General features: G+C 65.9%; 18 protein-coding genes. 5 read left to right on the forward strand and 13 right to left on the reverse strand.

From position 1 onward, the window contains the following. Window positions 1-209 precede the first annotated feature (209 nt). Window positions 210-2489, forward strand: a complete 2280-nt coding sequence (locus tag A1D30_RS09220) for an EAL domain-containing protein (protein ID WP_082836373.1) — start codon at window positions 210-212, stop codon at window positions 2487-2489. Window positions 2490-2708: 219 nt separating this feature from the next. Here A1D30_RS09220 and A1D30_RS09225 read toward each other — a convergent pair whose 3' ends face one another. The 3 genes from A1D30_RS09225 to A1D30_RS09235 all read right to left on the reverse strand — a co-directional run bounded on the left by A1D30_RS09225 (window position 2709) and on the right by A1D30_RS09235 (window position 4981). Beyond that, complete coding sequence (locus A1D30_RS09225) at window positions 2709-3665, reverse strand: ZIP family metal transporter (protein ID WP_082836374.1); 957 nt, start codon at window positions 3663-3665, stop codon at window positions 2709-2711. Window positions 3666-3726: 61 nt separating this feature from the next. Further along, window positions 3727-4350, reverse strand: a complete 624-nt coding sequence (locus A1D30_RS09230) for a superoxide dismutase (RefSeq protein WP_063460435.1) — start codon at window positions 4348-4350, stop codon at window positions 3727-3729. A gap of 124 nt (window positions 4351-4474) precedes the next feature. Then, window positions 4475-4981 (reverse strand): hypothetical protein, encoded by a 507-nt coding sequence (locus A1D30_RS09235; RefSeq protein WP_082836375.1) that lies wholly within the window; start codon window positions 4979-4981, stop codon window positions 4475-4477. A gap of 401 nt (window positions 4982-5382) precedes the next feature. Here A1D30_RS09235 and A1D30_RS09240 point away from each other — a divergent pair, with 401 nt between their 5' ends. Beyond that, complete coding sequence (locus A1D30_RS09240; RefSeq protein ID WP_131798438.1) at window positions 5383-6054, forward strand: pYEATS domain-containing protein; 672 nt, start codon at window positions 5383-5385, stop codon at window positions 6052-6054. A 70-nt stretch (window positions 6055-6124) separates the two neighbouring features. On the opposite strand, the gene A1D30_RS09245 is transcribed toward A1D30_RS09240, so the two are convergent. From A1D30_RS09245 to sbcB, 3 genes are all read right to left on the reverse strand, one after another. Beyond that, the gene (locus tag A1D30_RS09245; protein WP_063460437.1) at window positions 6125-7468 is read right to left on the reverse strand and encodes a protein kinase; all 1344 of its coding nucleotides are present in this window, start codon (window positions 7466-7468) and stop codon (window positions 6125-6127) included. A gap of 184 nt (window positions 7469-7652) precedes the next feature. Next, a complete protein-coding gene (locus A1D30_RS09250; protein WP_063460438.1) occupies window positions 7653-8900 on the reverse strand; it encodes a cystathionine gamma-synthase family protein in 1248 nt (415 codons plus the stop codon). 255 nt (window positions 8901-9155) lie between these two features. Next, window positions 9156-10604, reverse strand: coding sequence for an exodeoxyribonuclease I (gene sbcB / locus A1D30_RS09255; RefSeq protein ID WP_063460439.1), 1449 nt, complete (start codon window positions 10602-10604; stop codon window positions 9156-9158). Between the two features lie 246 nt (window positions 10605-10850). Here sbcB and A1D30_RS09260 point away from each other — a divergent pair, with 246 nt between their 5' ends. After that, on the forward strand, window positions 10851-12236 hold the full coding sequence (locus A1D30_RS09260; protein ID WP_082836376.1) for a lytic murein transglycosylase: 1386 nt from the start codon (window positions 10851-10853) through the stop codon (window positions 12234-12236). A gap of 248 nt (window positions 12237-12484) precedes the next feature. Here the strand turns inward: A1D30_RS09260 and clpA are convergent, their stop codons facing one another. From clpA to dnaE, 3 genes are all read right to left on the reverse strand, one after another. Continuing rightward, window positions 12485-14833 (reverse strand): ATP-dependent Clp protease ATP-binding subunit ClpA, encoded by a 2349-nt coding sequence (gene clpA / locus A1D30_RS09265; protein ID WP_063460441.1) that lies wholly within the window; start codon window positions 14831-14833, stop codon window positions 12485-12487. Window positions 14834-14890: 57 nt separating this feature from the next. Continuing rightward, on the reverse strand, window positions 14891-15259 hold the full coding sequence (gene clpS, locus A1D30_RS09270; protein WP_029414237.1) for an ATP-dependent Clp protease adapter ClpS: 369 nt from the start codon (window positions 15257-15259) through the stop codon (window positions 14891-14893). 121 nt (window positions 15260-15380) lie between these two features. Then, complete coding sequence (dnaE, locus tag A1D30_RS09275; RefSeq protein ID WP_063460442.1) at window positions 15381-18920, reverse strand: DNA polymerase III subunit alpha; 3540 nt, start codon at window positions 18918-18920, stop codon at window positions 15381-15383. A gap of 196 nt (window positions 18921-19116) precedes the next feature. Between dnaE and A1D30_RS09280 the strand changes: the two genes are divergently transcribed. Then, window positions 19117-19914: an outer membrane protein assembly factor BamD gene (locus A1D30_RS09280; RefSeq protein WP_063460443.1), complete on the forward strand. Its 798-nt coding sequence runs from the start codon at window positions 19117-19119 to the stop codon at window positions 19912-19914. Here the strand turns inward: A1D30_RS09280 and A1D30_RS09285 are convergent. Both A1D30_RS09285 and A1D30_RS24715 read right to left on the reverse strand, forming a co-directional pair. Then, window positions 19877-21937 carry an ATP-dependent DNA helicase gene (locus A1D30_RS09285; RefSeq protein ID WP_063460444.1) on the reverse strand — a complete coding sequence of 687 codons (2061 nt, stop codon included), beginning with the start codon at window positions 21935-21937 and terminating at the stop codon, window positions 19877-19879. The genes A1D30_RS09280 and A1D30_RS09285 overlap by 38 nt on opposite strands. Continuing rightward, window positions 21937-22140, reverse strand: coding sequence for a YdcH family protein (locus A1D30_RS24715; protein WP_094291039.1), 204 nt, complete (start codon window positions 22138-22140; stop codon window positions 21937-21939). Before A1D30_RS24715 ends, A1D30_RS09285 begins: the two co-directional genes overlap by 1 nt. A gap of 107 nt (window positions 22141-22247) precedes the next feature. On the opposite strand from A1D30_RS24715, the gene A1D30_RS09295 reads away from it, so the two are divergent. Further along, window positions 22248-23054: a protein phosphatase 2C domain-containing protein gene (locus tag A1D30_RS09295; protein ID WP_063460446.1), complete on the forward strand. Its 807-nt coding sequence runs from the start codon at window positions 22248-22250 to the stop codon at window positions 23052-23054. Between the two features lie 150 nt (window positions 23055-23204). Here the strand turns inward: A1D30_RS09295 and A1D30_RS09300 are convergent, their stop codons facing one another. Both A1D30_RS09300 and zapE read right to left on the reverse strand, forming a co-directional pair. Beyond that, a complete protein-coding gene (locus tag A1D30_RS09300; protein WP_109790912.1) occupies window positions 23205-23909 on the reverse strand; it encodes a hypothetical protein in 705 nt (234 codons plus the stop codon). Continuing rightward, window positions 23906-25003 (reverse strand): cell division protein ZapE, encoded by a 1098-nt coding sequence (zapE, locus tag A1D30_RS09305; protein ID WP_063460447.1) that lies wholly within the window; start codon window positions 25001-25003, stop codon window positions 23906-23908. Before zapE ends, A1D30_RS09300 begins: the two co-directional genes overlap by 4 nt. Window positions 25004-25039: the final 36 nt, after the last annotated feature.

The raw sequence follows: 25039 nt of genomic DNA on the forward strand, positions 1-25039 counted from the left end.
CCGGGGGCACACCGCCCCCACAGGCTTGCCCTGCTGCCCGGCAGCGACACCCGAAGAGTTTTGTGAGCCGCTCTCAGTGGTTTCCACCATGCGGACCACCGAGGCGCTACCTATGCTCTGCCCACGGGCCCGCAAGCGGCGCCACGGCAGCGATCCAGCACTTTGACCCTTGCTCCAGGGCACCCGGAAAGCGCCCTCCACCACGTTCCATGACCTTGCCCCACCACCCCGCAGCGCCCCACGAAGCCGAAGAGCGCCGACATGCCGACGCCCTGCTCCAGCTGTGCAAGCGCCTGGAGCGCGCCTGGACCTTGCCCGACGTGCTGGAAGCCGTCAAACCCATGGGCGAAAGCGTTTTCGACTATCGCCATGTCTGGCTGGCGCTTTTCGACGAAGCCTCAGGCATGCTGGACTTCCTCACCCACACCACCAGCGGCGAAGAAAGCGCCCTGGGCCGCCAGGTGCAGACCATGAAAATCCCCGTGAAAGGGGATGCGCTGATCGAAGAAATCCTGCGCGCCACCCACGTCGTGGTGGTGGAAGACGCGCGCACCGACCCCCGCACCAACAAGGCCGTGGTGGCGGCACTGCACAACCGCACCATCGTCAACGTACCGCTGATCATGGCCGACCAGCGCCTGGGCGCACTGGGCATGGGCACCTATGGCGACGAAGAAGGCGTGCGGCCACCCAAGCCCTGGCAGATCGCGCTGATGCAGGCCACCGCCGGACACCTGGCCGTGGCGCTGGACCGGGTGCGCTTCATGACCGCGCGGCGCGAGGCCGAAGAAGCGCTGGTGCACCAGAAAGAGCGCCTGCAGGTGACCCTGCAATCGATCAGTGACGCCGTGGTCACCACCGATGCTGCGGGGCTGGTGCAATACCTCAACCCCGCCGCCCAGGCGCTGACCGGCTGGCCGCTGGCCGCCGCCTGCGGGCGCAGTCACCAGGACGTGCTGGGCCTGGGCACCGAGCCCGGTACCGACACCGCCCCCGACCTGGTGGGCCGCGCACTGGCGCAAGGCAGCACCCAGTTCCACCCCAAGCTGCGGTGCACGCCACAGGCGGGTGCACCGTTGCTGATCGATCTGTCGGCCTCCCCCCTGCTGCGCCCCGGCGGGGGTGCCGACGGCGTGGTGCTGGTGTTTCGTGACGTGACCGAAGCCAGCCGGCTGAGCCGCGAAATGGAGTTCCAGGCCCTGCACGACACGCTCACCAGCCTGGGCAACCGCCGTGCGTTCGAGCACCTGCTGGCCCAGGCCTTTGCCGCCACGCGCGATGGCGCGGCCCGCCACTGCGTGTGCTACCTCGACCTCGACAACTTCAAGGTGATCAACGACACCTGCGGCCATGCCGCAGGCGACGAACTGCTGCGGCAGGTGGCGCGCCTGTTTCTGGCCCACCTGCAGCCCCAGGACCTGCTGTGCCGCCTGGGCGGCGACGAGTTCGGCATCCTGCTGTGGCAGCAGGATCTGCAGCAGGCCTTGCAGGTGGCAGAACGCATGCAGCAGGAGCTGGCCGCGTTCCGCTTTGTGTGGCGCGACCATGTGTTCAGCGTGAGCGTCAGCATCGGGGCGGTGATGCTCGACGCCACCACCGAAAGTGTGGGCGCCCTGCTGCAGGCAGCCGACAGCGCCTGCTACGTGGCCAAGGACGGCGGCCGCAACCGCATCCATGTCTATGCCGAGAACGACCCGGCACTGGCGCAGCGCTACGGCGTCATGGAATGGGTCAGCCGCATCGAAGACGCCCTGCAGCACGACCGGTTCGAGCTGTTCGGCCAGCCCATCGCCCGCCTGGGCGCGGCCCCTTGCAGCCAGCCCACTGGCCTGCGTTGCGAGATCCTGCTGCGCATGCGCACGGCCGACGGCCGCCTGGTCTCGCCCGGAGAGTTCATGCCCGCCGTGGAGCGCTACCAGCTGGCCGCCCGTGTGGACCGCTGGGTCATCAAAAACGCCCTGGCGTGGATGGCCGAACACCAGGACGGGGTGGAGCTGTGCAGCATCAACCTCTCGGGCCAGTCGGTGGGCGACGCGGCCTTCCTAAGCCAGGTGCTGCAGGCCATGGACCAGACCCCGGTGCGCTGCGACCGCCTGTGTTTCGAGATCACCGAAACCGCCGCCATGGGCGACCTGGCAGCCGCCAACCGCTTCTTCCAGGCCCTGCGCGCACGGGGCTGCCAGTTCGCGCTCGACGACTTCGGCAGCGGGCTGTCGTCATACGCCTACCTGCGCGAGCTGGCGGTGGACACGCTCAAGATCGACGGCCAGTTTGTGAAGAACATGGCCGACGACCCCGTGAGCTTTGCCATGGTGAAGTCCATCCACGAGATCGGCTGCCTGATGGGCAAGAAAACCGTGGCGGAGTTTGCCGAAAGCCAGGCCATCGTGGACCTGCTGACCGGCCTGGGCGTGCACTTTGCCCAGGGATACGCCCTGGGCCGCCCCGCCCCCATCGACGAATTGCTGCTGGAAACCGTGGCGCACTGAGTGCCTGCCGCCGACCACCACTGGCCACTGGCGTCACAGGCGCTGATAGCGGCATCCGTTCAAAAACATAAACCGTTCACGCTGAGCCTGTCGAAGCGCCGCGCGAGGCGCAGGCAGGCTCAGCCCGAACGGTTCCTGCTGACAGAAAAATCCAAGTCAAAACAGGCCCCTGCGCGCGTCCACCATGCCCTGATAGCTATCAAATACATAGCAATCAACTCAACCCAGCGCTGTATCCAGCAGCATCATCACCACAAACCCCACCATAAGCCCGCCCGTGGCCCAGGCCTCGTGGCCCTTGCGGTGGGACTCAGGGATGATCTCGTGGCTGATCACAAACAACATGGCCCCGGCCGCAAACCCCAGCCCCCAGGGCAGCAGGCTGGCCGATGCGCTGACGACAGCCGCCCCCAGCACGGCGCCCAGGGGCTCAACCAGGCCCGATGCCATGCCCAGCCCCACCGCCAGCGCGCGCCGGTAGCCCGCCGCCAGCAGCGCCATGGCCACCACCAGGCCCTCGGGCACATCCTGGATGGCGATGCCCGTGGCCAGCGCGTTGGCCCGCAGGGGGTCGCCGCCCGCATGCGCCACGCCAATGGCCAGCCCCTCGGGCAGGTTGTGCAGCGCAATCGCAAACACAAACAGCCAGGTGCGCTGCAGCGTGCGCGACGCCGGGGCGCCCTCCACGCCCTTGATGAAATGCTCGTGCGGCAGCAGGCGCTCCATCCACAGCAGCACCAGCGCCCCCAGCAAGATGGCCCCGCCCACCGTGGCCCCCGCGCCCCAGGCGCCCGCCCCTGCCCCGCGCGCCGCATGGAGGCCCGGGATGATCAGCGAGAACGCACAGGCCGCCAGCATCACGCCCGCGCCAAAGCCAAACAGCGTGTCTTGCGCGCGCTCGGACAGCCGCTGCGACAGCAGCACCGGCAGCGTGCCCAAAGCCGTGGCCAGTGCAGCCACCAGGCCGCTCCACCACGCCGCCTCCACCGTGGGCTGGCTGGCCATCCACTGCCACGCCTGGGCAGCGGCGGCCACGATGCCCAGCAACACAATGCCCAGGCCCAGCCACTGCCGCCAGCGCAAAGCCACGGCGCGCCCGGCGGGCGGGGTCACGTGCTCAGTGGTAAGCACGGGGGGGTCCAAAGCGGTGTCGGGCGAAGTGGGCGGCATCTGCATGGCGGCGGCTCCGGTATGGGCAACAGGTGGGTCGAGGAACAGAAATCGCTGGGCGAAGCGGTCACGCCCGTGCGAGCGCAAAGCGGCGCGCCACCTCGGCCCAGTCGATCACGTTGTAGAACGCCGCGATGTACTCCGGGCGGCGGTTCTGGTACTGCAGGTAATAGGCGTGCTCCCACACATCCAGCCCCAGGATGGGCGTGTTGCCCGACATCGCCCCTGCCATCAGCGGGCTGTCCTGGTTGCCGGTGCTCTCCACCACCAGCTGGCCCGCCGCGCCCACACACAGCCAGGCCCAGCCGCTGCCAAACCGCGTAAGCGCCGCCTTGGTGAACGCATCCTTGAACGCGGCAAACCCGCCCAGGTCGGTATCAATGGCACGCGCCAGCTCGCCATCGGGTTGCCCGCCGCCCTGGGGCGACATCACGCGCCAGAACAGGCTGTGGTTGGCGTGCCCGCCGCCGTTGTTGCGCACGTGGCCCTGCAGGTTCTCGGGCAACAGCACCAGCCGCGCCACCAGCTCGTCAATGGGCAGATCGGCGTGGGGCGTGCCCTCCAGCGCGGCGTTCAGGTTGTTGATGTAGGTCTGGTGGTGTTTGGCATGGTGAATCTCCATCGTGCGCGCGTCGATGTGCGGCTCCAGCGCGTCATAGGCATAGGGCAAGGCAGGCAGCGTGTAAGGCATGGTTTTTCAGTTGGGTTGAGAGAAGGAAGCAAGGACAACATCCGGCGCGGGCAGCGCTGGCCGGTGCGGGAAGAAGGTGCAACCACGCCAGCCGGGCCACAGCGGCGAGGCGGCCGCATTGCCGTCAGGACGACAGGCCAGCAAGCCCGCCCCCGGCCAGCGCCTGGGCAATGGCGGGATGGGGGCCATGGCTGCGCACATGGGCCAGCAAGGCCGCATGCGTTTCGCGCCCATGCCGCCACGCCGCCTGGCGCAGCGCGGCGCCACACCGGCCATCTGCCACCAGGCTCTGCAGCAGCCCATGGGCCCGGCCCAGCAAACGCGCCGCCGCATCGGGCTCGGCCGCCTGCACCTGCAAATCGGCCACATTCAGGTGCGACACCACCAGGGCCGCAATGCAATCGTCCTCCCGCCCCGCCGGGGGCGTTTGCTGCACCAGGCGCAACGCCAGCGCCAGCGCCTGCTGCTCAAACGCCAGCGCCATGGCCATCTGGCCCATCTGCCCGGCGGCGCGGGCGCGCTGCATGGTGCGCTCCCACTGGGGCAAGGTGGCGGGGACTGGCGGCAGACCTATGGAGGCAGCGGCGCTGTCAGGGGTGTAGGGGTGGGAGGGGGTGCCCATCAGATCCATCGCAAAACTCCTGGAGGAGCCTTTTGCGGTGGACGGGGTGTGGCGTACTCAGGCGATTAAATGATAACGATTTGCATTTGCAATGTCGAGCAGGAATTGGAGATGCGTGCCTGGGGTTTGGTGGATGGAGCCACATTGACTCAAAGCCCGGCTTGCTCACTGTGTAAAAGCTGCCTACGGAGGGCTCCGGCCCTGCCCGTTCGCAAGCTATAGTTTGCGCAGTTGTCGCCTGCCGGGTCCGTCAGGATTCTTATATCTGAATGTTTGAACAGCCCTGCGTCTGCAGCCCTAGCCTACAAGGCACATCCAGAAGGATGTCAATTTCCAGAATATCGCTCACGGCCCAGCTTGTCCCGCAGGTTTTGCGGGGAACATCACGTTAGCCCGCTCAAGGAGACCCAATGCCTTCGCCACCAGCATCTGCTGCTGCTGCTAGTTCAGCCGCATCAACGGCAGACTCCACAACGAAATCGATCTTTGACCTGGCTGTGTGGTCGGCAATACCAAGCATCCTCTGGGCGCTGATAGCACTCGGTGTGATGGTCTACTTTCGCGGTCACATCTCAAGTCTTCTCAAGGCGCTTGTTGTTCGTATCAAAGATGGTGCGGTCTTGAAGGTGGGCGGACTTGAAATTGGGTCTGCGTCGGGCTTGGTTGCTATACCAGGCAGCTTCTCGAAAGAAGACAGTAGGGTCGGTGTTTATCAAGACGACGAGAGCCGCGCAAATCAGCGGCATGAAATTTACAAGGAAGCGCGTGGCGTAATGCTGGTGCACCGCTTGCAAAAATCCAGCCAAGACGGCCAGCTTTACGACATCCTGATCTATGTGATTCCACACAAGACCAGCTTCACCGGACTAGTAACCGTCGAGTACTTCTTCGGGAGCTTCTGGGGAAACAAGGTCTATCCCTCGCATGACAGAAGTCGTGGATTCCCCATCGTCACTTCAGCCTATGGTTCGTTCCTTTGCACCGCGAAGTTGATTTTCAACGACGGCACATCGACGATTGTGTACAGGTACATTGACTTTGAAATGGGCAATTCAGTACAGCGTCCACCGAGTGCGGGCTAGCCTCCGATATCAAACGTTGACCATTCACTTTCAGCAACTGCTGCATCCCGGCCGCTCCCAGCCGGGCCCCTCAATCCCCCACCCCCTCCTGCATCCCCCCACCCGGCGCAGCCACCAGCTCCCACTCCGCCAGTTGCTCATTGGTCGCAATCAACCGCCCCACCAGCAGCTTGATAAAGGCCTTGTCAAAGCGAGACTGCAAATCCTCCGACGCCTCGCGCAGTGCGGGGTTGCGCACTTTGAGCACCAGCACCTCGGTTTCGGCCACGGCGGTGGCGGTGCGCATTTTGTTGTCGGGGCGCAGGTAGGTCATCTCGCCCAGGGTGACGCCGGGGCCCAGGGTGCTGAGGTTCCAGCCTTGGCGGCTGATGGCGATCTGGCCTTCGATGAGGATGCAGAACGAGTCGCCCGGGGTGTTCTCGCGCATGAGCACGGTGCCCTGCTCCAGGCGGCGCCAGCTGCCCAGGCGCATCAGCTCCCACAGGGCCACATCGTGAAAGTCTGCAAAAAACGGCAGTGCGCGCAGGCGGGCAAAACGTTCGGCCTCGGTGTCTTGCGAGCGCTGGCGGGGCAGGCCCCGGTGGGCGGCGAGCAGGGCCTGGGCAAAGTCGGGCCAGGTGGCAAAGCGGTCTGCGGGGTCTTTGGCCAGGGCGCGCAGCAGCACCTCGTCCACATGCGGCGGCAGCGCGGCGCGCAGCAGGCTGGGGGGTGTGGGGGCTTCGTGGCTGATCTTGTAGAGGGTGGCGAAGTCGGTGTCGCCGTCAAACGGGCGGCGGCCGGTGAGCAGCTCGTACACCACCACGGCCAGCGAGAACATGTCGCTGTGGTGCGTGAGGTCGTGTTCGCGCACCTGTTCGGGCGACATGTACGAGGGCGAGCCCACCAGGCCCGACAGCTGCGTGGCGTCGCTGCGCAATGACAGGGCGGCGCCAAAGTCGGTCAGCTTCACATCCCCATCGCGCGCCAGCATGAGGTTGGCGGGCTTGATGTCGCGGTGCACCAGGCCTTCGCGGCAGGCGTAGTCCAGCGCGTTGCAGCATTTGAAGGCGATGTCGAGCACCTGGGGCATGGGCAGCAGCGCGTCGGGCGTGGCAAAGGCCGACAGGGGCTGGCCGTCTACGTATTCGAGCACCAGGTACGGGGGCACCGCCTCTTCGTCGGCATCGAGCAGGCGCACGATGTTGGGGTGGCGCAGGCGGCCCGACAGTGCGGCCTCGTTGCGCAGCAGCTTGCGGTAGCGCTCGGCCTGCTCGGGCACCTTGAGCAGGTGGGCGTGGGTCTGCTTGATGGCCACCTTGCGGCCTCGGAAGCCGTCGAGCCCTAGGTAAACAATGCCACTGGCGCCCCGCCCCAGTTCGCGCTCGATGCGGTATTTGCCGATGTTGGCGGGCGGTGCGGAGGTGGCTGTGGCCATGGCGGGGCTCCCGGCGAGGGTGGGCGGTGAGTACCTATTTGCGTGCAATAGGTGGGAACCGTTCGGACTGGGCCTGCCTGCGTCTTGCGCGGCGCTTCGACCCTTCGACAGGCTCAGGACAGGCCAAGCTCAGCGTGAACGGGTTCATGTGTTTGAACGCATGGTGAAGCGAGGCAGGATGCTGTCAGGCTCCGGCGAGCGCCTGCTCAAAGTCGGCCAGCAGGTCTTCCACCTCTTCCAGGCCCACCGACAGGCGGATCATGCTGTCGGCAATGCCCATGCTTGCGCGCACGGCGGGGCCGGCCTCCCAGAAGATGGTGTGCGCCACCGGGATGATCAGCGTGCGCGTGTCGGCCAGGCCCGTGGCCTTGATGGGCAGTTGCAGGCGGTTGCACACGGGCAGGCATTGGTCGGGGTCGCGCAGCTCGAAGGACAGCAGCCACGAGCCCGCCTTGAGGTGCTTTTTTGCAAAGGCATGCTGCGGGTGCGATGGCAACAGGGGGTAGTGCACGCGCGCGATAGCCGGGTGGGCCTCCAGCCACTGCGCCAGGGCCAGGGCCGTGGCGCTGGTCCGGTCCATGCGCAGGGCCAGGGTTTCGGCGCCCAGGGCCAACTGGTGGGCGGCGTGGGACGACAGCGTGCCACCCATGTCGCGCAGGCCCTTTTTGCGCAGCTGCTGCAGGCCCCAGCCCTTGGCGTCGCCCTTGCGGTAGGCGGCAAAGATGTTGGGGTAGCGCGACCAGTCGTACAGGCCGGTGTCGGTGATGGCGCCACCCAGCGCGTCGCCCAGGCCGCCGATGCTTTTGGTGAGCGAGTTGACCACCAGCCCCGCGCCCACCGTGGCGGCGCGGAACAGGTAGGGCGAGGCCACGGTGTTGTCCACCACGTAGAGCGCGCCATGCGCTTTGCACAGCGCGCCAATGCCTTCCAGGTCGGGGATCTGGGTGCCGGGGTTGGCAATGGTTTCGACAAACACCATGCGGGTGTTGGGGCGCAGCGCGGCGGCCACGTTGGCGGCGTCCGTCACGTCCACCGTGGTCACTTCAACGCCCAGGTCGGCCAGCGTGCCCAGCACGCTGTTGGTGTTGCCAAACACAAACTGGCTGGCCACCAGGTGGTCGCCCGCCTTGAGCAGCGTGAGGAACACGGCGCAGATGCCCGCCATGCCGCTGGAGAAAACGATGGTGCCGTGGCCGCGCTCCATCTTGGTGATCTTGGCCTCCAGCGCCGCCGTGGTGGGCGTGCCCTGGCGCGCGTAGTTGAAGCCGCCCTTGGCCGTGCCCTGGAAGACGGCGATCAGGTCTTCGACCTTGTCGTAGCCGTATTGCACCGAGGTGTGGATGGGCTGGTGGATGGCGCCCTGCTCGGCACCGCCCAGGCGGTCGGCATGCACGATCTGGGTGGTGAAGCTTTGGTTCTGCGGTGTCGTCATAAAAATCTGCGGCTGTTTTGTTTCGGCGGGTCGGCGTGCAACGGGGGCGATCAGCGCTGGCGCGCCCTGATGCCACCGCCCCCATCAGGGAAAGGCGTGCAGCCCCTCATGCGGATTCACGTTCGATCAATTAAAACCGTTCGGGCTGAGCTTGTCGAAGCCTTGCGCGGCGCTTCGATCCTTCGACAAGCTCAGGACAGGCACGCTCAGCGTGAACGGATGGATGTCTTTGAACGCGGACCGCTGTGAGAGGAGCTACCGCTCCGGTGCAATGTGCTCAGCGTAATCGTACAAGGCCCCCAGGATGTCCTGCGTGCGGTCGTCGTCGGCGGTCTCTGACAGGGTATCGATTTCGGTGAACAGCTGCTCCACCGTGCGCGCCCCGCCCTGCCCGTCAAACAGGCAGGCGGCGCGGTGCGCCTCCCAGCGCTGCTGCTCTTCGGGGGTGAGGGTTTGCGGAAAGTTGCGCGCCCGGTAGCGCCAGACCAGCTCGGTCAGGCGCGGGTCGTCAAAGCCCGTGCGGGCGGCGGCGAGCTTGGCGCCCGACATGCTGCGCAGGTCGTTCAAATAGCGCCGGTCGTTGTTGCCCACAAAGCCGCCATACAGGTCCTGGTCCACATCGGGCGCGGGCTCTTGCGGCCGGGCGAACACGGCGGGCCAGATGCCGCTCATGTCGGGCAGGCTGCGCGCCACCTCGGCGTGCTGCGCGGCCTGGGCCAGGTCGATGCCCCAGCGCTGCGCCAGTGCGGGCGTGAGCGTGTTCACATTGCCCACCACCATGGGCGACTTGTTGAGGTGGATGGTTTTGATGGGCAGGCGCGCCACGCCCTCGGGCAGGTCGGCCGTGCGGGTGAACATGCGCAGGCGGATGTCGTCCACATTCAGCGTGGCCAGCTCGCGCGGGTCGTGGGCCAGGTCCCAGGCGATCAGCTCGTTCTTGTTGGTGGGGTGGCTGGCCAGCGGCCACATCACGCCCAGGCAGCCGCGTTCCACCGGGAACATGCCCGACACATGCAAAAACGGCCGCGCGGTGATGGCGGTGGCGGGCAGGCGCAGCTCGGCGGCCACACGGTCCTTCTTGTGCAGGCTCAGCGCAAAGTCAAACAGCTTGGTGTTGTGCTGACGAATGAGCCGCGCGAGCGCAATGGTGGCGCGCACGTCCGACAGCGCATCGTGCGCGGCTTCGTGCAGCAGGCCATTGGCTTTGGAGAGGTGTTCGAGCTTGAAGCTGGGCGTCACGCCGTCTTCTTTCTTCGGCCATGTGATGCCGTCGGGCCGCAGCGCATAGGTCATGCGCACCACGTCCAGCAAATCCCAGCGACCGCACTGGTTCTGCCACTCGCGCGCATAGGGGTCGATGAGGTTGCGCCAGAACATGAAGCGCGTGATCTCATCGTCAAACCGGATGGTGTTGTAGCCCACGCCAATGGTGCCGGGCTGGGCAAACTCGGCCTCGATGCGGTTGGCAAACTCGCGCTCGGGCAGGCCTTTTTCCAGGCAGAGCTGGGGGGTGATGCCGGTGATGAGGCAGGCCTCGGGGTCGGGCAGGTAGTCGTTGGCCGGCTGGCAGTAGATCATCAGCGGCTCGCCGATCTCGTTGAGGTCGGCATCGGTGCGGATGGCAGCGAACTGCGCCGGACGGTCGCGGCGCGTGTTGGCCCCGAAGGTTTCGTAGTCGTGCCAGAGGAAGGTGTGGGCAGCCATGGTTGGTGGGCAAACAGGGGCGAGGCGGGGATGAAGGCGGGGTAGAGGCGCAACTGTAACCGGATTTACAGGCTTTTTATGCCCCTACCGCCTGTCCATCATGCCTTTACAGCTATCTAAATGATAGCAATGCGTACTCTGCGGCTGCACGGCGCTCAGAGGGCGCTCTCAGCGCGCTCACTGGGCATTCACGCAGTGATACACCTGCGTACGGGGCAACGGCATGGCTGCACGGGACAATGGCGCATGCATTGCCCTCACCCTGAATTCACCACCGCCACCGCCGCCCTGCCCCAGCGTTCGCCCTCTCCTCCTTCTGTGCGGCCCGCGCCACTCGCAGCCTGGTTCACGGCCGGGGTTGTGGGCCTGGCGCTGGCGGGCTGCGCAGCGGTCCCTGCCCCCGCGCCGTCCAAGCCCGCCAGCCCCGGCGCCCCATCGGCACCTGCAACCACAAGCACCATAAGCACCACAGGCGCTGCAACCACCGTGGCCGCCGAGGCGGATGACCACGCCGCCGGTTTTGCCGCCTGGCGCACCGCCTTTGCGGCGCAGGCCCTGGCGGCGGGCATTGCGCCGCACACGGTGCGCGATGTGCTGGGCCAGGCGCAGTGGCAGCCGCGTGTGGTGGAGCTGGACCGGGCCCAGCCCGAGTTCTCGCGCACGCCCTGGGCGTATCTCGACAGCGCGGTATCGGCCCAGCGCGTGGCCCAGGGCCAGGCCAAACTGGGCGAGCACCGCCCCACGCTGGAGGCCGCTGCCGCGCGCTACGGCGTGCCTGCCACCGTGGTCACCGCCATCTGGGGCATGGAGAGCAACTACGGCAGCAACTTTGGCAGCTTCCGCACGGTGGACGCGCTGGCCACCCTGGCCTACGAAGGCCGCCGCCGCGCCTGGGCCCAGGCCGAGCTGCTGGCGGCGCTGCGCATCGTGGACCGGGGCGACATTGCGGCCGAGCGCATGCTGGGCTCGTGGGCGGGCGCCATGGGGCACACGCAGTTTCTGCCCTCGGTGTTTCTGGCCTACGCCGTGGATGCCGATGGCGATGGGCGGCGCGACATCTGGGGCAGCATCCCCGATGTTCTGACCTCCACCGCGCACTTCCTCGCACGCTCTGGCTGGCTGGCCAGCGAGACCTGGGGCGCCGAAGTGGTGCTGCCCGCCAACTTCGACCATGCCCGGGCCGACCCGGCCGTGCGGCAGACCACGGCGCAGTGGGAGGCCGAGGGTGTACGGTCTGCCGACGGCCAGCCGCTGCCCGCCCTGGGCGCGGCTTCCATCACCGCCCCGGCGGGCGCACGCGGCCCGGCCTTTGTGGTGGGAGCGAACTTCCGGGCCATCCTGCGCTACAACAATTCGGTGAACTACGCGCTTGCGGTGGCGCTGCTGTCGCGCCAGATGGGCGGCGGCGCCCCGGTCACCGGCACCTGGCCGCGCGAGCTGGAACCGCTGTCCCGCACGCAGATGCAGACGCTGCAGGAGGCACTGAACCGCAAGGGCTTTGCAGCAGGCACACCCGACGGCGTGATGGGCCCCGCCACCCGCGCCGGGCTGCGCGGCTACCAGCGCAGCCTGGGCCTGGCGGCCGATGGGTATCCGACGATGGAATTGCTGCAGCGGCTGCAGGCGCCCTGAAGACACTGGGCGGGTGCGGCGGTCCGTGGCGGGCCGCCCTGGGGACCGCGTGGCGGCAAGGCGGCAAGGCGGTAAGGCGGTAAGGCGGTAAGGCGGTAAGGCGGTAAGGCGGTAAGGCGGTAAGGCGGTAAGGCGAAAAGTCCCCTCATCCGCAAGCCGGAAAACAAAAAACCCACGGCATTCACCGTGGGTTTCTTATCTGTCTGGCAGCGCCCCGGAAGGCGCCCCCAGCAACAGCGTCAGCCGGATCAGTCTGCCGTGGCCTCTTCCGGCTCGGCAGGCTCGGACTTGGCAGACCGCTCCTTCTTGGGCAGCGGCTGGATGTCGAGCAACACTTCGGGCGTTTCCACACCCTTGTCGTCGGTCTTCATCTCGATGTCCACCGTCAGGCGCCCACCTTCGGTCAGGCGGCCAAACAGCAGCTCGTCGGCCAGCGCGCGGCGGATGGTGTCCTGGATCAGGCGCTGCATCGGGCGGGCGCCCATGAGTGGATCAAAGCCCTTCTTGGCCAGGTGCTTGCGCAGCGTGTCGGTGAAGGTGACTTCCACCTTCTTCTCGGCGAGTTGCGTCTCCAGCTGCAGCAGGAACTTGTCCACCACGCGCAGGATGATTTGCTCGTCGAGCGCCTTGAAGTTGACGATGGCATCCAGCCGGTTGCGGAACTCGGGCGTGAACAGGCGCTTGATGTCGCCCATCTCGTCGCCCGCCTGGCGCGGGTTGGTGAAGCCGATGGTCGCCTTGTTCATGGTCTCGGCGCCAGCGTTCGTGGTCATGATGATGAGCACGTTGCGGAAGTCGGCCTTGCGGCCGTTGTTGTCCGTCAGCGTGCCATGGTCCATGACCTGCAGCAGCACGTTGAAGATGTCCGGGTGTGCCTTCTCGATCTCGTCGAGCAGCAGCACCGCGTGCGGCTTCTTGGTGATGGCTTCGGTCAGCAGGCCACCCTGGTCAAACCCGACGTAGCCCGGAGGCGCACCGATCAGGCGGCTCACGGCATGGCGCTCCATGTACTCCGACATGTCGAAGCGGATCAGCTCGATGCCCATGATGTAGGCGAGCTGCTTGGCCGCTTCGGTCTTGCCGACGCCCGTGGGGCCGCTGAACAGGAAGGAGCCGATCGGCTTGTCGCCCTTGCCCAGGCCCGAACGCGCCATCTTCACAGATGAAGCGAGCACTTCAAGCGCCTTGTCCTGGCCGAACACCACGCTCTTCAGGTCGCGCTCCAGCGTCTGCAGCTTGCTGCGATCGTCGTTGGACACGTTGGCAGGCGGGATGCGCGCGATCTTGGCCACGATCTCCTCGATCTCGGCCTTGCCGATGGTCTTCTTGCGCTTGCTGGGCACCAGGATGCGCTGCGCCGCACCGGCTTCATCGATCACGTCGATGGCCTTGTCGGGCAGGTGGCGGTCGTTGATGTACTTGGCGCTCAGCTCGGCCGCAGCCTGCAGGGCCGCCGCAGCGTACTTCACGCTGTGGTGCTCTTCAAAGCGCGACTTCAGGCCCTTCAGGATGTCGATGGTCTCCTGCACCGTGGGCTCGACCACGTCCACCTTCTGGAAGCGGCGGGACAGCGCGGCGTCTTTTTCGAAGATGCCACGGTATTCCGTGAAAGTGGTCGCGCCGATGCACTTGAGCTGGCCGCTGGAGAGCGCCGGCTTGAGCAGGTTGGACGCATCAAGCGTGCCGCCCGAGGCAGCGCCCGCACCGATCAGGGTGTGGATTTCGTCGATGAACAAAATGGCGTTGGGCTTGTCCTTGAGCGACTTGAGCACGCCCTTCAGGCGCTGCTCGAAATCACCACGGTACTTGGTGCCCGCCAGCAGTGCGCCCATATCGAGCGAATACACCACGGCTTCGGCCAGGATTTCGGGCACGTCGTTTTGCGTGATGCGCCAGGCCAAGCCCTCAGCAATGGCCGTCTTGCCCACGCCGGCTTCACCCACCAGCAGCGGGTTGTTCTTGCGGCGGCGGCACAGAATCTGGATCGTGCGCTCGACCTCGTAGTGGCGGCCGATCAGGGGGTCGATCTTGCCGTCCTTGGCTGCCTGGTTCAGGTTCTGCGTGAACTGCTCCAGGGGCGAGGCCTTTTCGCTGCGCTCGCCACCACCGCCCTCTTCACCTTCGGCCTGGTTCTCAGCCTTGGCGGGTTCTGGCGGCTCGCCCTTCTTGATGCCGTGGGCAATGAAGTTGACCACGTCCAGGCGCGTGACGCCCTGCTGGTGCAGGTAGTACACAGCGTGCGAATCCTTCTCGCCAAAGATGGCCACGAGCACGTTGGCGCCCGTCACCTCTTTCTTGCCATTGCCCGTGGACTGCACGTGCATGATGGCGCGCTGGATCACGCGCTGGAAGCCCAGCGTGGGCTGGGTGTCCACCTCGTCGGTACCGGCGACCTGGGGGGTATTGTCTTTGATGAAGTTCGACAGCGATGAACGCAGATCATCGATATTGGCCGAACATGCGCGCAGCACCTCCGCTGCGCTGGGGTTATCGAGCAATGCAAGCAACAGATGCTCCACGGTGATGAATTCGTGGCGCTGCTGGCGGGCCTCAACAAAGGCCATGTGCAAGCTGACTTCCAGTTCCTGGGCAATCATGTGAACTCCTTTGTGCTTGCGTGGAAGGGATAACTGTATTTCGGGATCAAAGACCTGTTATTCAACAGGCTCACTGACACATTGCAGTGGGTGGCCCGCCTTGAGGGCGGCGTCAAGCACTTGTTCCACCTTGGTGGCAGCGACATCGCGGGAATACACGCCGCAAACGCCTTTGCCGTCGAGATGGATCTTCAACATGATCTGGGTCGCTTGTTCACGGTCCTTGCTGAAGAATTCCTGCAGAACCACGATGACGAACTCCATGGGGGTGTAGTCGTCATTGAGCATGACCACCTGGTACATCTGGGGCGGCTGGGTCTTCTGTGTGCGCCTTTCGAGCACGACCGAACCGCCATCATCCCGCGCTGGCCGTGTAACCGGCGGCGCGGTGGGGGGTGAAGGTGGTTTTGTTGCCATGAAAATCATTCTAGCGACCCGCGCAGGGGGCTGCCGCTGAAGAAGTTGGGAGTTGACCCGGTATTTTTCAAGCCGTGGCGCCGCAAAGGGCGCCACACCCCGGAACCGCGCCACTCGCCTTGCCCTCGCCTTACTCGTACACCACCGTGGCTGCCCCCGGGCCCGCCTGCGCGGTCCATGCCGCCAGGGCCGCATCCGACGGGAAAAACCGCGCGTTTTCGCCCAGTTGCAGCTCCGCCACCGCCGCTGCGTCCTCGGCCTTGCAGCGCACCCCCATGCGCACCCGCAGGCCATGCACGGCGACCTCGCCCTCGGCACTTTCCTCGCGCCGCGCGGGAAACTCCTGCACCAGGCGGGGCACATCGGGCAGCTTCTCACCCACCACCACATGCAGGTATTTGCCAAACCGGCAGCGTGCACCGGCCAGGTCCCACACCTGCTGCACCTTCACGCGCAGGCCTCCGCTGAAATGGTCCAGCTGCAGGCGCCCCATCATCACCACGAACTCGTCTTCCTTGAGCTGGTTGCGGTAGGTGTTGATCAAGGCCTCGTCGGCCGATGCTTCGATGACGGCGGACTTGTCATCCAGCTTGAACAGGGCCAGCTTGCCCCGCTGCCCATTGATGACGCGGAAGTCGCTGATGATCCCGGCCAGCACCTGGGGCTCGCGGCTGTCGAGCAACTCGTCAATCTGGGTGCGCACGAAGCGGCGCACCTCGGTGGCCACCTCATCGAACAAATGGCCGGACAGGTAAAAGCCCACGGCCGTTTTCTCCAGCGTAAGCCGTTCCTTGATGCCCCAGGGTAATGCCTCCACCAGCTCGGGCTCCTGCGTGCTGGAGCCATGGGCGTCATCGCCCATCATGTCGAACAGCCCGCCCTGGTTCACATTGGCCAGCGTGGCGGCCGCAAAGTCAAAAGCCCGGTCGATGGACGCCACCATCGCTGCGCGGTTCATGTTGATCGAATCGAAGGCACCCGCCTTGATCAGGGCCTCCACCGTGCGCTTGTTCATGCGCGACTTGTCCACGCGCAGGCAGAAGTCGAACAGGCTCTTGAAAGGCCCGGTGGTGGAGCCGTTCGGCCCCTCGCCCCGGCCTTCGCGCGCGGCCACCATGGCTTCGATGGCCTGCTGGCCCGTGCCCTTCACGGCGCCCAGGCCATAGCGAATGATCTTGTCCGTGACCGGCTCGAACCGGTACTTGCCCCGGTTCACGTCCGGTGGTTCGAAGGTCATGCCGAAGTGCTTGACCGCGTCCTCGTACAACACCTTGAGCTTGTCGGTGTCGTCCATTTCCACGGTCATGTTGGCGCAGAAGAACTCGGCCGTGAAGTGCACCTTGAGCCAGCCCGTGTGGTAGGCGAGCAGCGAGTAAGCGGCGGCGTGCGACTTGTTGAAGCCGTAGCCCGCGAACTTCTCCATCAGGTCGAACACCTCGTCGGCCTTTTCCTGCCCGATGCCTTTTTCGGCCGCCCCCTTGCGGAAGATCTCGCGGTGCTCGGCCATCTCCTCGGCCTTTTTCTTGCCCATGGCCCGGCGCAGCATGTCGGCACCGCCCAGGCTGTAGCCGCCCAGCACCTGGGCGGTCTGCATCACCTGCTCCTGGTACACCATGATCCCGTATGTTTCGGCCAGCACGGGCTCGACCAGGGGGTGCGGGTACTCCACCGGCTCCTTGCCGTGCTTGCGGTTCACGAACGTGGGGATCAGGTCCATGGGGCCTGGGCGGTAGAGCGCATTCAGGGCGATCAGGTCTTCCAGGCGGCTGGGTTTGGCCTCCTTGAGCATGCCCTGCATGCCCCGGCTTTCAAACTGGAACACGGCCTCGGTCTTGCCCTCGGAGAACAGCCGGTAGGTGGGGCCGTCATCCAGCGGAATGGTTTCGAACGCAAAGTTCTCCTGGCCCTTGTGGCGCTTCATGATGAACTCGCGCGCAATCTCCAGGATGGTGAGCGTGGCCAGGCCCAAGAAGTCGAACTTCACGAGGCCGATGGCCTCCACGTCGTCCTTGTCGTACTGGCTCACGGCCGATTCGCTGCCCGGCTGCTGGTAAAGCGGGCAAAAATCGGTGAGCTTGCCCGGCGCAATCAGCACGCCCCCGGCGTGCATGCCGATGTTGCGCGTCATGCCTTCGAGCTTCTGCGCCATCTCGATGACGGTCTTGACGTCTTCTTCCTTGAGCACGCGCTCGTAGAGCATGGGCTCCAGCTCCAGCGCGTAGTTGTTCTTGTCGCCCTCCTTCTTCACCTCGGGCGGGTACTGCAAGGTGTACGACATGCCCGGCTTGCCCGGCACCAGCTTGGAGATGCCATCGCAGAAGGTGTAGCTCATGTCCATCACCCGGCCCACGTCGCGGATGGCAGCCTTGGCGGCCATGGTGCCGAAGGTGGCAATCTGGCTCACGGCGTTCTTGCCGTACTTGTCCTTCACGTAGTCGATCACGCGATCGCGGTTGCCCTGGCAGAAGTCGATGTCGAAGTCAGGCATCGAGACCCGCTCAGGGTTCAGAAAGCGCTCGAACAGCAGGTTGTATTCGAGCGGGTCCAGGTCGGTGATCTTGAGCGCGTAGGCCACGAGCGAACCCGCACCCGACCCCCGCCCCGGCCCCACGGGGCAGCCGTTTTCCTTGGCCCACTGGATGAAGTCGCCCACGATGAGGAAGTAGCCCGGGAACCCCATCTTGAGGATGGTGCCGATTTCGAACTCCAGCCGGTCCACATAGCGCTGGCGCTGGGCATCGCGCACGGCCTCCTTGGGAAAAAGCAGCTTAAGGCGCTCCTCCAGCCCTGCGAACGATGCATTGCGGAAGTGCTCATCGATCGGTATGCCATTGGGCGTGGGGAAGTCCGGCAGTTGCGGCTTGCCCAGCACCAGCGTCAAGTTGCAACGCTGGGCGATTTCCACCGTGTTCGCAATGGCCGAGGGCACATCGGCGAACAGCGCCTCCATCTCGGCCGATGACTTGAAATACTGGTCGCGGGTGAATTTGCGCACCCGGCGCGGGTTGGCCAGGATTTCGCCCTCTGCAATGCAAATGCGGGCCTCGTGGGCCTCGTAGTCGTCTGCCGTGGCAAATTGCACCGGGTGGGTGGCCACCACGGGCAGGTTCAGGCGCGCCGCCAGCTGGGCTGCAGCGGCCACATGGGGTTCATCGTCAGCGCGCCCCGCGCGTTGCAACTCCATGTAAAAGCGGTGCGGAAATATCCCCGCCAGGCGCAGAGCGAGATCGGCCGCACCAGACTCGTCCCCCTTCAGCAAGGCCTGCCCCACCGGGCCCGCCTGCGCGCCCGCGAGGGCAATCAGCCCTTCCGACAGCTCCTCCAGCCACGCCCAGGTGCACAGCGCCAGGTTCTTGACCACATTGCGCGTCCACGCGCGGGCCAGCAGCTCCGACAGGTTGAGGTAGCCCTTGCGGCTTTGCACCAGCACGATCATTCGCGATGGCGCAGCCCCCGCTTCGCCTTCCAGGAAAATTTCTGCGCCCAGGATGGGCTTGACGCCCTTGCCCCGGGCTTCTTTGTAGAACTTGATTGCGCCAAAAAGGTTGTTGAGATCGGTGATGGCCAATGCAGGCTGGCCATCCTTGGCGGCCGCCTTGGCCACCTCATCGATTCGGTTGGTCCCGTCCACGACGGAAAATTCGGTGTGCAGGCGCAGGTGAACAAACATGGAGCCATTGTAGAAAGCCCTGCACCCGCCCGCCGGAAAGCGGGGCACACGGCGCCGCTTGGCGGCAACGGCCACCAGTACAATGCCTTTTCTGTTCAAGATGCCCGTGGACCCTGGGGCCGGAAGCGCAACACACGCCCCGGACGGACCCAGCCCCGTGTGCACCTGTTCCCTCATTTGCTGAAAGCTGCCTGCGATGCTGCGTGCCCCACTGCCCCTCGTTTCCGCCCTGCTGCTTGCCGGTCTGCTGGCGGGATGCTCCAGCACCCCCGACGACAAAACGGCGGGCTGGAGCCCCAACCGCATCCACTCGGAAGCCAAGGACGAAATGAGCAGCGGCGCCTATGACAAGGCGGTTCCGTTGCTCGAAAAGCTCGAAGGCCGTGCGGCCGGTACACCGCTGGCGCAGCAGGCCCAGATCGACAAGGCCTACGCCCACTACAAGGCCGGTGAAAAGGCCCAGGCCATCGCCACGCTGGACCGCTTCATGAAGCTGCACCCGGCCAGCCCTGCGCTGGACTATGCGCTCTACCTCAAGGGCCTGGTGAACTTCAACGACAACCTGGGGCTGTTCTCCTTCATCTCGCGCCAGGACCTGTCCGAGCGGGACCAGAAGGCCGCCAAGGACTCGTTCGAGGCTTTCAGCGAACTGTCCACCCGCTTCCCCGAATCGCGCTACACGCAGGACGCGCGCCAGCGCATGACCTACATCGTCAACTCGCTCGCGCAGTACGAAGTGCATGTGGCCCGCTACTACTTCCAGCGTGGCGCCTATGTGGCGGCCATCAGCCGCGCCCAGGTGGCCGTGGCCGACTACCAGGGCGTGCCAGCGCTGGAAGAAGCGCTGTACATCCTGGTCCAGTCGTATGACGCCTTGGGCATGACCCAGTTGCGTGACGACGCACGCCGCGTGATGGACAAGTCCTACCCCCAAAGCCCCTACCTGAGTGGCGGCTTCAAGGGCAAGTCGGATCCGTGGTGGAAGGTCTGGTAAGCAGCGCCTGCAGGGCATCCTCAAACGCCTCCTCCGACTCCAGCCGCCGCATCGGCGGCAATGCAGCCAGCAGGCGTTTGCCGTAGCCCATGGTGACAAGGCGGGTGTCCCCCACCACCAGGATTCCCCGGTCCGACTCCCGCCGGATCAAGCGCCCCGCCCCTTGCTTGAGTGCCACGGCGGCCTCGGGCAGTGCATAGGCCTTGAAAGCCTTCCCCCCCGCCTTTTCAATCCGCTGGGTGCGCGCCTCGACCAAGGGGTCGCCAGGGGGCGGAAACGGCAGCTTGTCGATCACCACGAGCTGCAGCGCGTCGCCGGGCACATCAAACCCTTCCCAGAAGGTGGCGGAGGCGACCAGCACGCAGCCTGGCTGGCCATGGTCAGCCCCCTCCCGAAAGCGCTCCATCAGCCGCCGCTTGGGCCACTCGCCCTGCACCAGCACCTCAAGCGCTCCTGACGACGCAAACCGCTTCTGGAGTGCATCCCCCACCGCGCGCAACGCCTTCAACGTGGTGGTGAGCACCAAGGTGCGCCCTCCCAGCTGCTCAGCCGCCTGGCCCACCCATTGCGCCAGCGCCAGGCTGTGCGCGGGGTCGGCGGGCGCGGGCAGGTGGCGCGGCACATACAACGCGGCCTGCGCGGGGTAGTCGAACGGACTGACCACCCGCAGGATTTCAGCCTCCTGCAGCCCTGCCCGTTCGGTGAACCAGCTCAGGCGTTCGTCATCGCCCAGGGTCGCCGAGGTGAAGACCCAGGCCCGGCCCGGGCCTGCGGGGCTGTCACCGGGCCAGCCGTCGCCGCCCGCATCCTCAGAAGCCTCGGCAGGCGCCCCCAGCAAGCGCGTGCGCATGGCCTCGGCAATGTCCAGCGGCGATTCAACCAGCCTCAGCTGCGTGCCCACATCCACCCAGCGCACCACCTCGGGATCGCCGGGGCCCGAGAACCGGGCCAGGCGCGCCAGCAGCTCCGAGCCGCGCTCATACAGGCGCACAAAATCCGGCGCGATCTCGCTGACCGTATCGAGCGCCTCCTGGGCCTGGGCACAGGCCAGCGCCACGCCGCGCAGGGCGCCGTGCCAATGCTCCGCCGGGATACCCTCTGGGGCATCGTCCGCCCAGCGCAGCTTGGTGGCGCCCAAGGCCGTGCGGGCGACCAGGCGCAGGTCCTGGGCCGACAACTCCACCCTGCGGGACAATTCCACCCAGTCTGCCAGGCCCCGGGCATGCTGCAGGCCAGCGGCAAGCAAATCCCTGCTGAAGTCCATCACCTGCCCTGTGGACAACTGGGTGCCCAGGAACTGCACGCCGGTCTCATTGATCTGGTGCGCCTCGTCAAACACCACCACACGCACCGTGGGCAACAGCTCGGCCATGCCCGACTCGCGCACCGCAACATCGGCAAAAAACAGGTGGTGGTTGATGACCACAATGTCGGCCGCCAGCGCCTCGCGCCGGGCCCGGTGCACATGGCAGGGGCGGAACTGGGCGCATTGCGAACCCAGGCAGTTCTCGCGGGTGGATGTGACCAAGGGAATCACGGGCGAGCGGTCATCCAGTCCCGTCAGTTCCGCCAGGTCGCCCGACTGGGTGTGGTGTGACCAGTCCTCGACCTTGGCCAGCACACGCGCCACGCCACGGTCCTGGGCCTGCGCGTCCTGGCGCGCCAGCTCCATGCGGTACAGACACAGGTAGCTGGAACGGCCTTTGAGCAGCGCCATGCGCACGGGCATGCCCAGCGTTTCCACCAGCCAGGGCAGGTCCCGCGCAAAAAGCTGGTCCTGCAGCGCCTTGGTGGCGGTGGACAGCAGCACCCGCTCGCCGCTGAGCAGCGCGGGCACCAGATAAGAAAAGGTCTTGCCCACCCCGGTGCCCGCCTCCACCACCAGGGCACCCCCTGCTTCGATGGTCCGTGCGACGGCACAGGCCATCTGGGTTTGCCCTTCGCGGGGCTGGAAGTGCGTGTCTGCCCGCTCCAGAACTCCGCCGGCGGCAAACACCTCCGCCACCATGTCAACCAGCGCCATCAGGCAGGCTCTTGCGGCAGAAGCTCACGTTCCAGCCGGTCCATCGCGTCGCGCAGGACCAAGCGGCGCTTCTTCAGCCGCCGCAGCGCCAGTTCGTCGGGCGCCGCATCAGGGGCGCAGCGATCGATCAACGCGTCCAGATCGGCATGTTCCATGCGCAATTCGATCAGTTGTCGGTGGGGAGAGTGGAGGCTGGGTTTCAAGGCGGGAGCGCCACAAGCATGGCGAAAATGCCACAGGCGGGCGGATAATACGCGCTTGGCCCGTTTTCACGGCGAGCGTTTGTGCACGCGCCCCCACAATCACCAGCATGACCAAAGCGTTTCGCCTCATCGCGTCCACCGGCATCCACAAGGGCGACCGGGAATACCAGCAAGACCAGGTCGCCCTGATCTCCCACGACCGACACAATGGCTGTGTTCTGGGCGTGATCGCCGATGGCATGGGCGGCCGCAGCGGTGGCCGCAAGGCATCGGACCAGGTCATGATGACCGCGCGGCAGTTGTTCGAGCGCTACTCGCCCGACACCGACGATGCCGTGTCCATGCTCAAGAACATGGTCGAAGAGGCCCATATCGTCATCCGCCTGACGGCCATTTCGGCCGAACAGGAACCCCACAGCACGATTGCCGCCTTCCTCATCAACCCCCGGGGCGACTGCCACTGGGTGCATGCAGGCGACTCGCGCATCTACCATTTCCAGGGCCCCCGCATGGTGTTCCGCACCAGCGACCACTCCTATGTGCAGGCGCTGGTGGACCGGGGCGAGCTGACCGAGGCCGAGGCCAACAACCACCCCCACTCGAACATCCTGGTGGGCTGCCTGGGCACCGAAAGCGACCCGCCCATCACCACCCACGTCATTCCGCAACTGCAGCCAGGTGATGTGCTGCTCGCCTGCAGCGACGGTGTGTGGCACTACTTCTCGCCCACCGAACTGGCCTCGGTGGTGGATTCGCTGTCCCCCCGCGAAGCCACCGAGTTCCTGATTGAAAAGGCACGCTCCCGGGCCCGGGGCGGCGGCGACAACCTGTCGCTGGTCATCGTGAAGATCGAGGCACTGGTCGAAGAAAAGAAGATCGCACGCCTCGTTCCGCTCGACGCAGGCCGCGCCTGACCTGCTTACGCTCCACGGCACACTGCGGCCACCTCATGGGGCCATGGGGCGGCCAGACGCTTTTGGCTGCCACCCTCCAGCGGTAGCGGCTATCCCTCATAGATTAACTGGCCAGCGGGCCGACGATGCCCCGCTGCGCCTTTCAGGCATTCACCGCGCCGGGCTGGATGCCACCCGCGCCGGTGCGGGCAGCGGCGCAGCAGGAGGGTGCCCCTTGGCGGCAGCATCGGCCTTGGATTTTTCGACCCTGGCACGACGCTCGTCCGCTGCTTTCAGGGTTTCTGCATGACGGACACGCGCCTGGGCGGCGCGGTCAGCCTGGACGGCCGCGCGGGCAGCCTGCTCGCCGTCATGCTGCTGGACCCGGTTGCGCTGCAGCTGCGCGCGCTGCTCGGCTTCGTGGTCCCGCTGCGCTTTGGTGCTCGCGGGGGATGCCGGGGTTTTGCGCACCGTGGCATCTGTGCCCTGCCCTCTGGCGGCCGGGGGCGGCACGGCCTTCTGCTTTTCTTCGATGGAGCGCAGGCGCTCAGCCGCTTTTTCCCTGCGCTCGGCGTCGTTCAGCTCCACCTCCTGGGCTCTGAGGCGGTCGCCGGTTTCACGCGCCTTGGTGCGAGCAGTGCGCAGGCAGTCCTCCACCGCAAACTGCTTGTAGCAGGCCGCTTCTTCCTTCTGGCGCACGGCGGCCAGGGCCTCGCGCTCGTGGCGGATGCGTTCGTGTTCGGCCTTGCGGTGCGCGGCCGCAGCGGCCAGAGCGCTGCCCTGTGTTCCATCGGTGGCCTGGGCCCCCACGGGAGCCACTGGCAGCACCAGCAAGGTGGCAAGCACCGCTGTAGCAAAACATGCTCGCTGCATCATGTCAGCCCCGTATCCACCATGCGGCGTTCCAGGTCCAGGAACTCCTTGGACTGCATCTCGTTGAGACGCGACACCGTGCGCGGAAACTCGTGCGCCAGCGGGCCTTCGGTGTAGAGCTGCTCAGGCGGCACGGCCGCCGACAGAATGAGCTTGACGCGGCGGTCATACAACACATCCACCAGCCAGGTGAAACGCCGCGCGGGCGAGGCCATGCTCACAGGCATGTACGGCACGTCGGAGAGCAACACGGTGTGGAACTGCGTGGCGATCTCCAGGTAGTCGTTCTGCGAACGCGGGCCGCCGCACAACGCCTTGAAGTCAAACCACACCACGCCACCCGCCTTGCGCCGTGCACGGATCTCGCGCTGCTCGATGTGCAGCACCGGGTCTTCGTCATGCACCTCGGCCAGCTGGTCGAAAGCCTGGCTCATCTCGGCATCGGCCTCCGCGCCCAAAGGCGTGTGGTAGAGCTTCACATGCTCCAACGTGCGGCGCCGGTAGTCGGTGCCGTTGTCCACGTTCACCACTTCCAGCTTCTCGTTGAGCAGTGCGATGGCAGGCAGGATGCGGTCGCGGTGCAGGCCGCCGGGGTACAGATCGTCCGGCTTGAAATTGGAGGTGGTGACAAACCCCACGCCGTTGTCGAACAGCGCCACCAGCAGCCGGTGCAGAATCATCGCGTCCGTGATGTCCGCTACGTGGAACTCATCAAAGCAGATGAGCTTGTAGCGCTTGGCAATGCGTTCGCCCAGCACATCCAGCGGGTTCTGCGTGCCCTGCAGCGCCACCAGCTCGCGGTGCACCTCGCGCATGAACTCGTGGAAGTGCAGGCGCACCTTGCGCTTCAGGGGCACGGCGTCAAAAAAGCACTCCATCAGGAAGCTCTTGCCCCGCCCCACCCCGCCGTACATGTAGACGCCACGCGGGATCTCGGGCCGGTTGATCAGCTTCTTGAGCGCGTTGGAGCGCCGCGCCTTGTAGGCAGCCCACTCATCGGCGCAGCGCTGCAGCGCATCCACGGCCCGCAGCTGGGCCGGGTCGCTTTGGTAGCCTTTAGCGGCCAGCTCGGCCAGGTAAGCCTGTTTGACTGTCACGGGATGGGCACCCTTCCGATACTATGAATTTGATAG

This window comes from Acidovorax sp. GW101-3H11 (assembly GCF_001633105.1).
GTDB lineage: Bacteria > Pseudomonadota > Gammaproteobacteria > Burkholderiales > Burkholderiaceae_C > Acidovorax.

Bases quoted from the DNA above. Each gene is read 5' to 3' on its own strand.
- A1D30_RS09260 (WP_082836376.1), top strand. From the start codon at position 10,851: ATGCATTGCCCTCACCCTGAATTCACCACCGCCACCGCCGCCCTGCCC.
- A1D30_RS09300 (WP_109790912.1), bottom strand. From the start codon at position 23,909: ATGATGCAGCGAGCATGTTTTGCTACAGCGGTGCTTGCCACCTTGCTG.
- clpS (WP_029414237.1), bottom strand. From the start codon at position 15,259: ATGATTTTCATGGCAACAAAACCACCTTCACCCCCCACCGCGCCGCCG.
- clpA (WP_063460441.1), bottom strand. From the start codon at position 14,833: ATGATTGCCCAGGAACTGGAAGTCAGCTTGCACATGGCCTTTGTTGAG.
- A1D30_RS09295 (WP_063460446.1), top strand. From the start codon at position 22,248: ATGACCAAAGCGTTTCGCCTCATCGCGTCCACCGGCATCCACAAGGGC.
- A1D30_RS09245 (WP_063460437.1), bottom strand. From the start codon at position 7,468: ATGGCCACAGCCACCTCCGCACCGCCCGCCAACATCGGCAAATACCGC.
- sbcB (WP_063460439.1), bottom strand. From the start codon at position 10,604: ATGGCTGCCCACACCTTCCTCTGGCACGACTACGAAACCTTCGGGGCC.
- A1D30_RS09240 (WP_131798438.1), top strand. From the start codon at position 5,383: ATGCCTTCGCCACCAGCATCTGCTGCTGCTGCTAGTTCAGCCGCATCA.
- A1D30_RS09250 (WP_063460438.1), bottom strand. From the start codon at position 8,900: ATGACGACACCGCAGAACCAAAGCTTCACCACCCAGATCGTGCATGCC.
- A1D30_RS09285 (WP_063460444.1), bottom strand. From the start codon at position 21,937: ATGGCGCTGGTTGACATGGTGGCGGAGGTGTTTGCCGCCGGCGGAGTT.
- A1D30_RS09225 (WP_082836374.1), bottom strand. From the start codon at position 3,665: ATGCAGATGCCGCCCACTTCGCCCGACACCGCTTTGGACCCCCCCGTG.
- A1D30_RS09280 (WP_063460443.1), top strand. From the start codon at position 19,117: ATGCTGCGTGCCCCACTGCCCCTCGTTTCCGCCCTGCTGCTTGCCGGT.
- A1D30_RS09230 (WP_063460435.1), bottom strand. From the start codon at position 4,350: ATGCCTTACACGCTGCCTGCCTTGCCCTATGCCTATGACGCGCTGGAG.
- dnaE (WP_063460442.1), bottom strand. From the start codon at position 18,920: ATGTTTGTTCACCTGCGCCTGCACACCGAATTTTCCGTCGTGGACGGG.
- A1D30_RS09220 (WP_082836373.1), top strand. From the start codon at position 210: ATGACCTTGCCCCACCACCCCGCAGCGCCCCACGAAGCCGAAGAGCGC.
- A1D30_RS09235 (WP_082836375.1), bottom strand. From the start codon at position 4,981: ATGGATCTGATGGGCACCCCCTCCCACCCCTACACCCCTGACAGCGCC.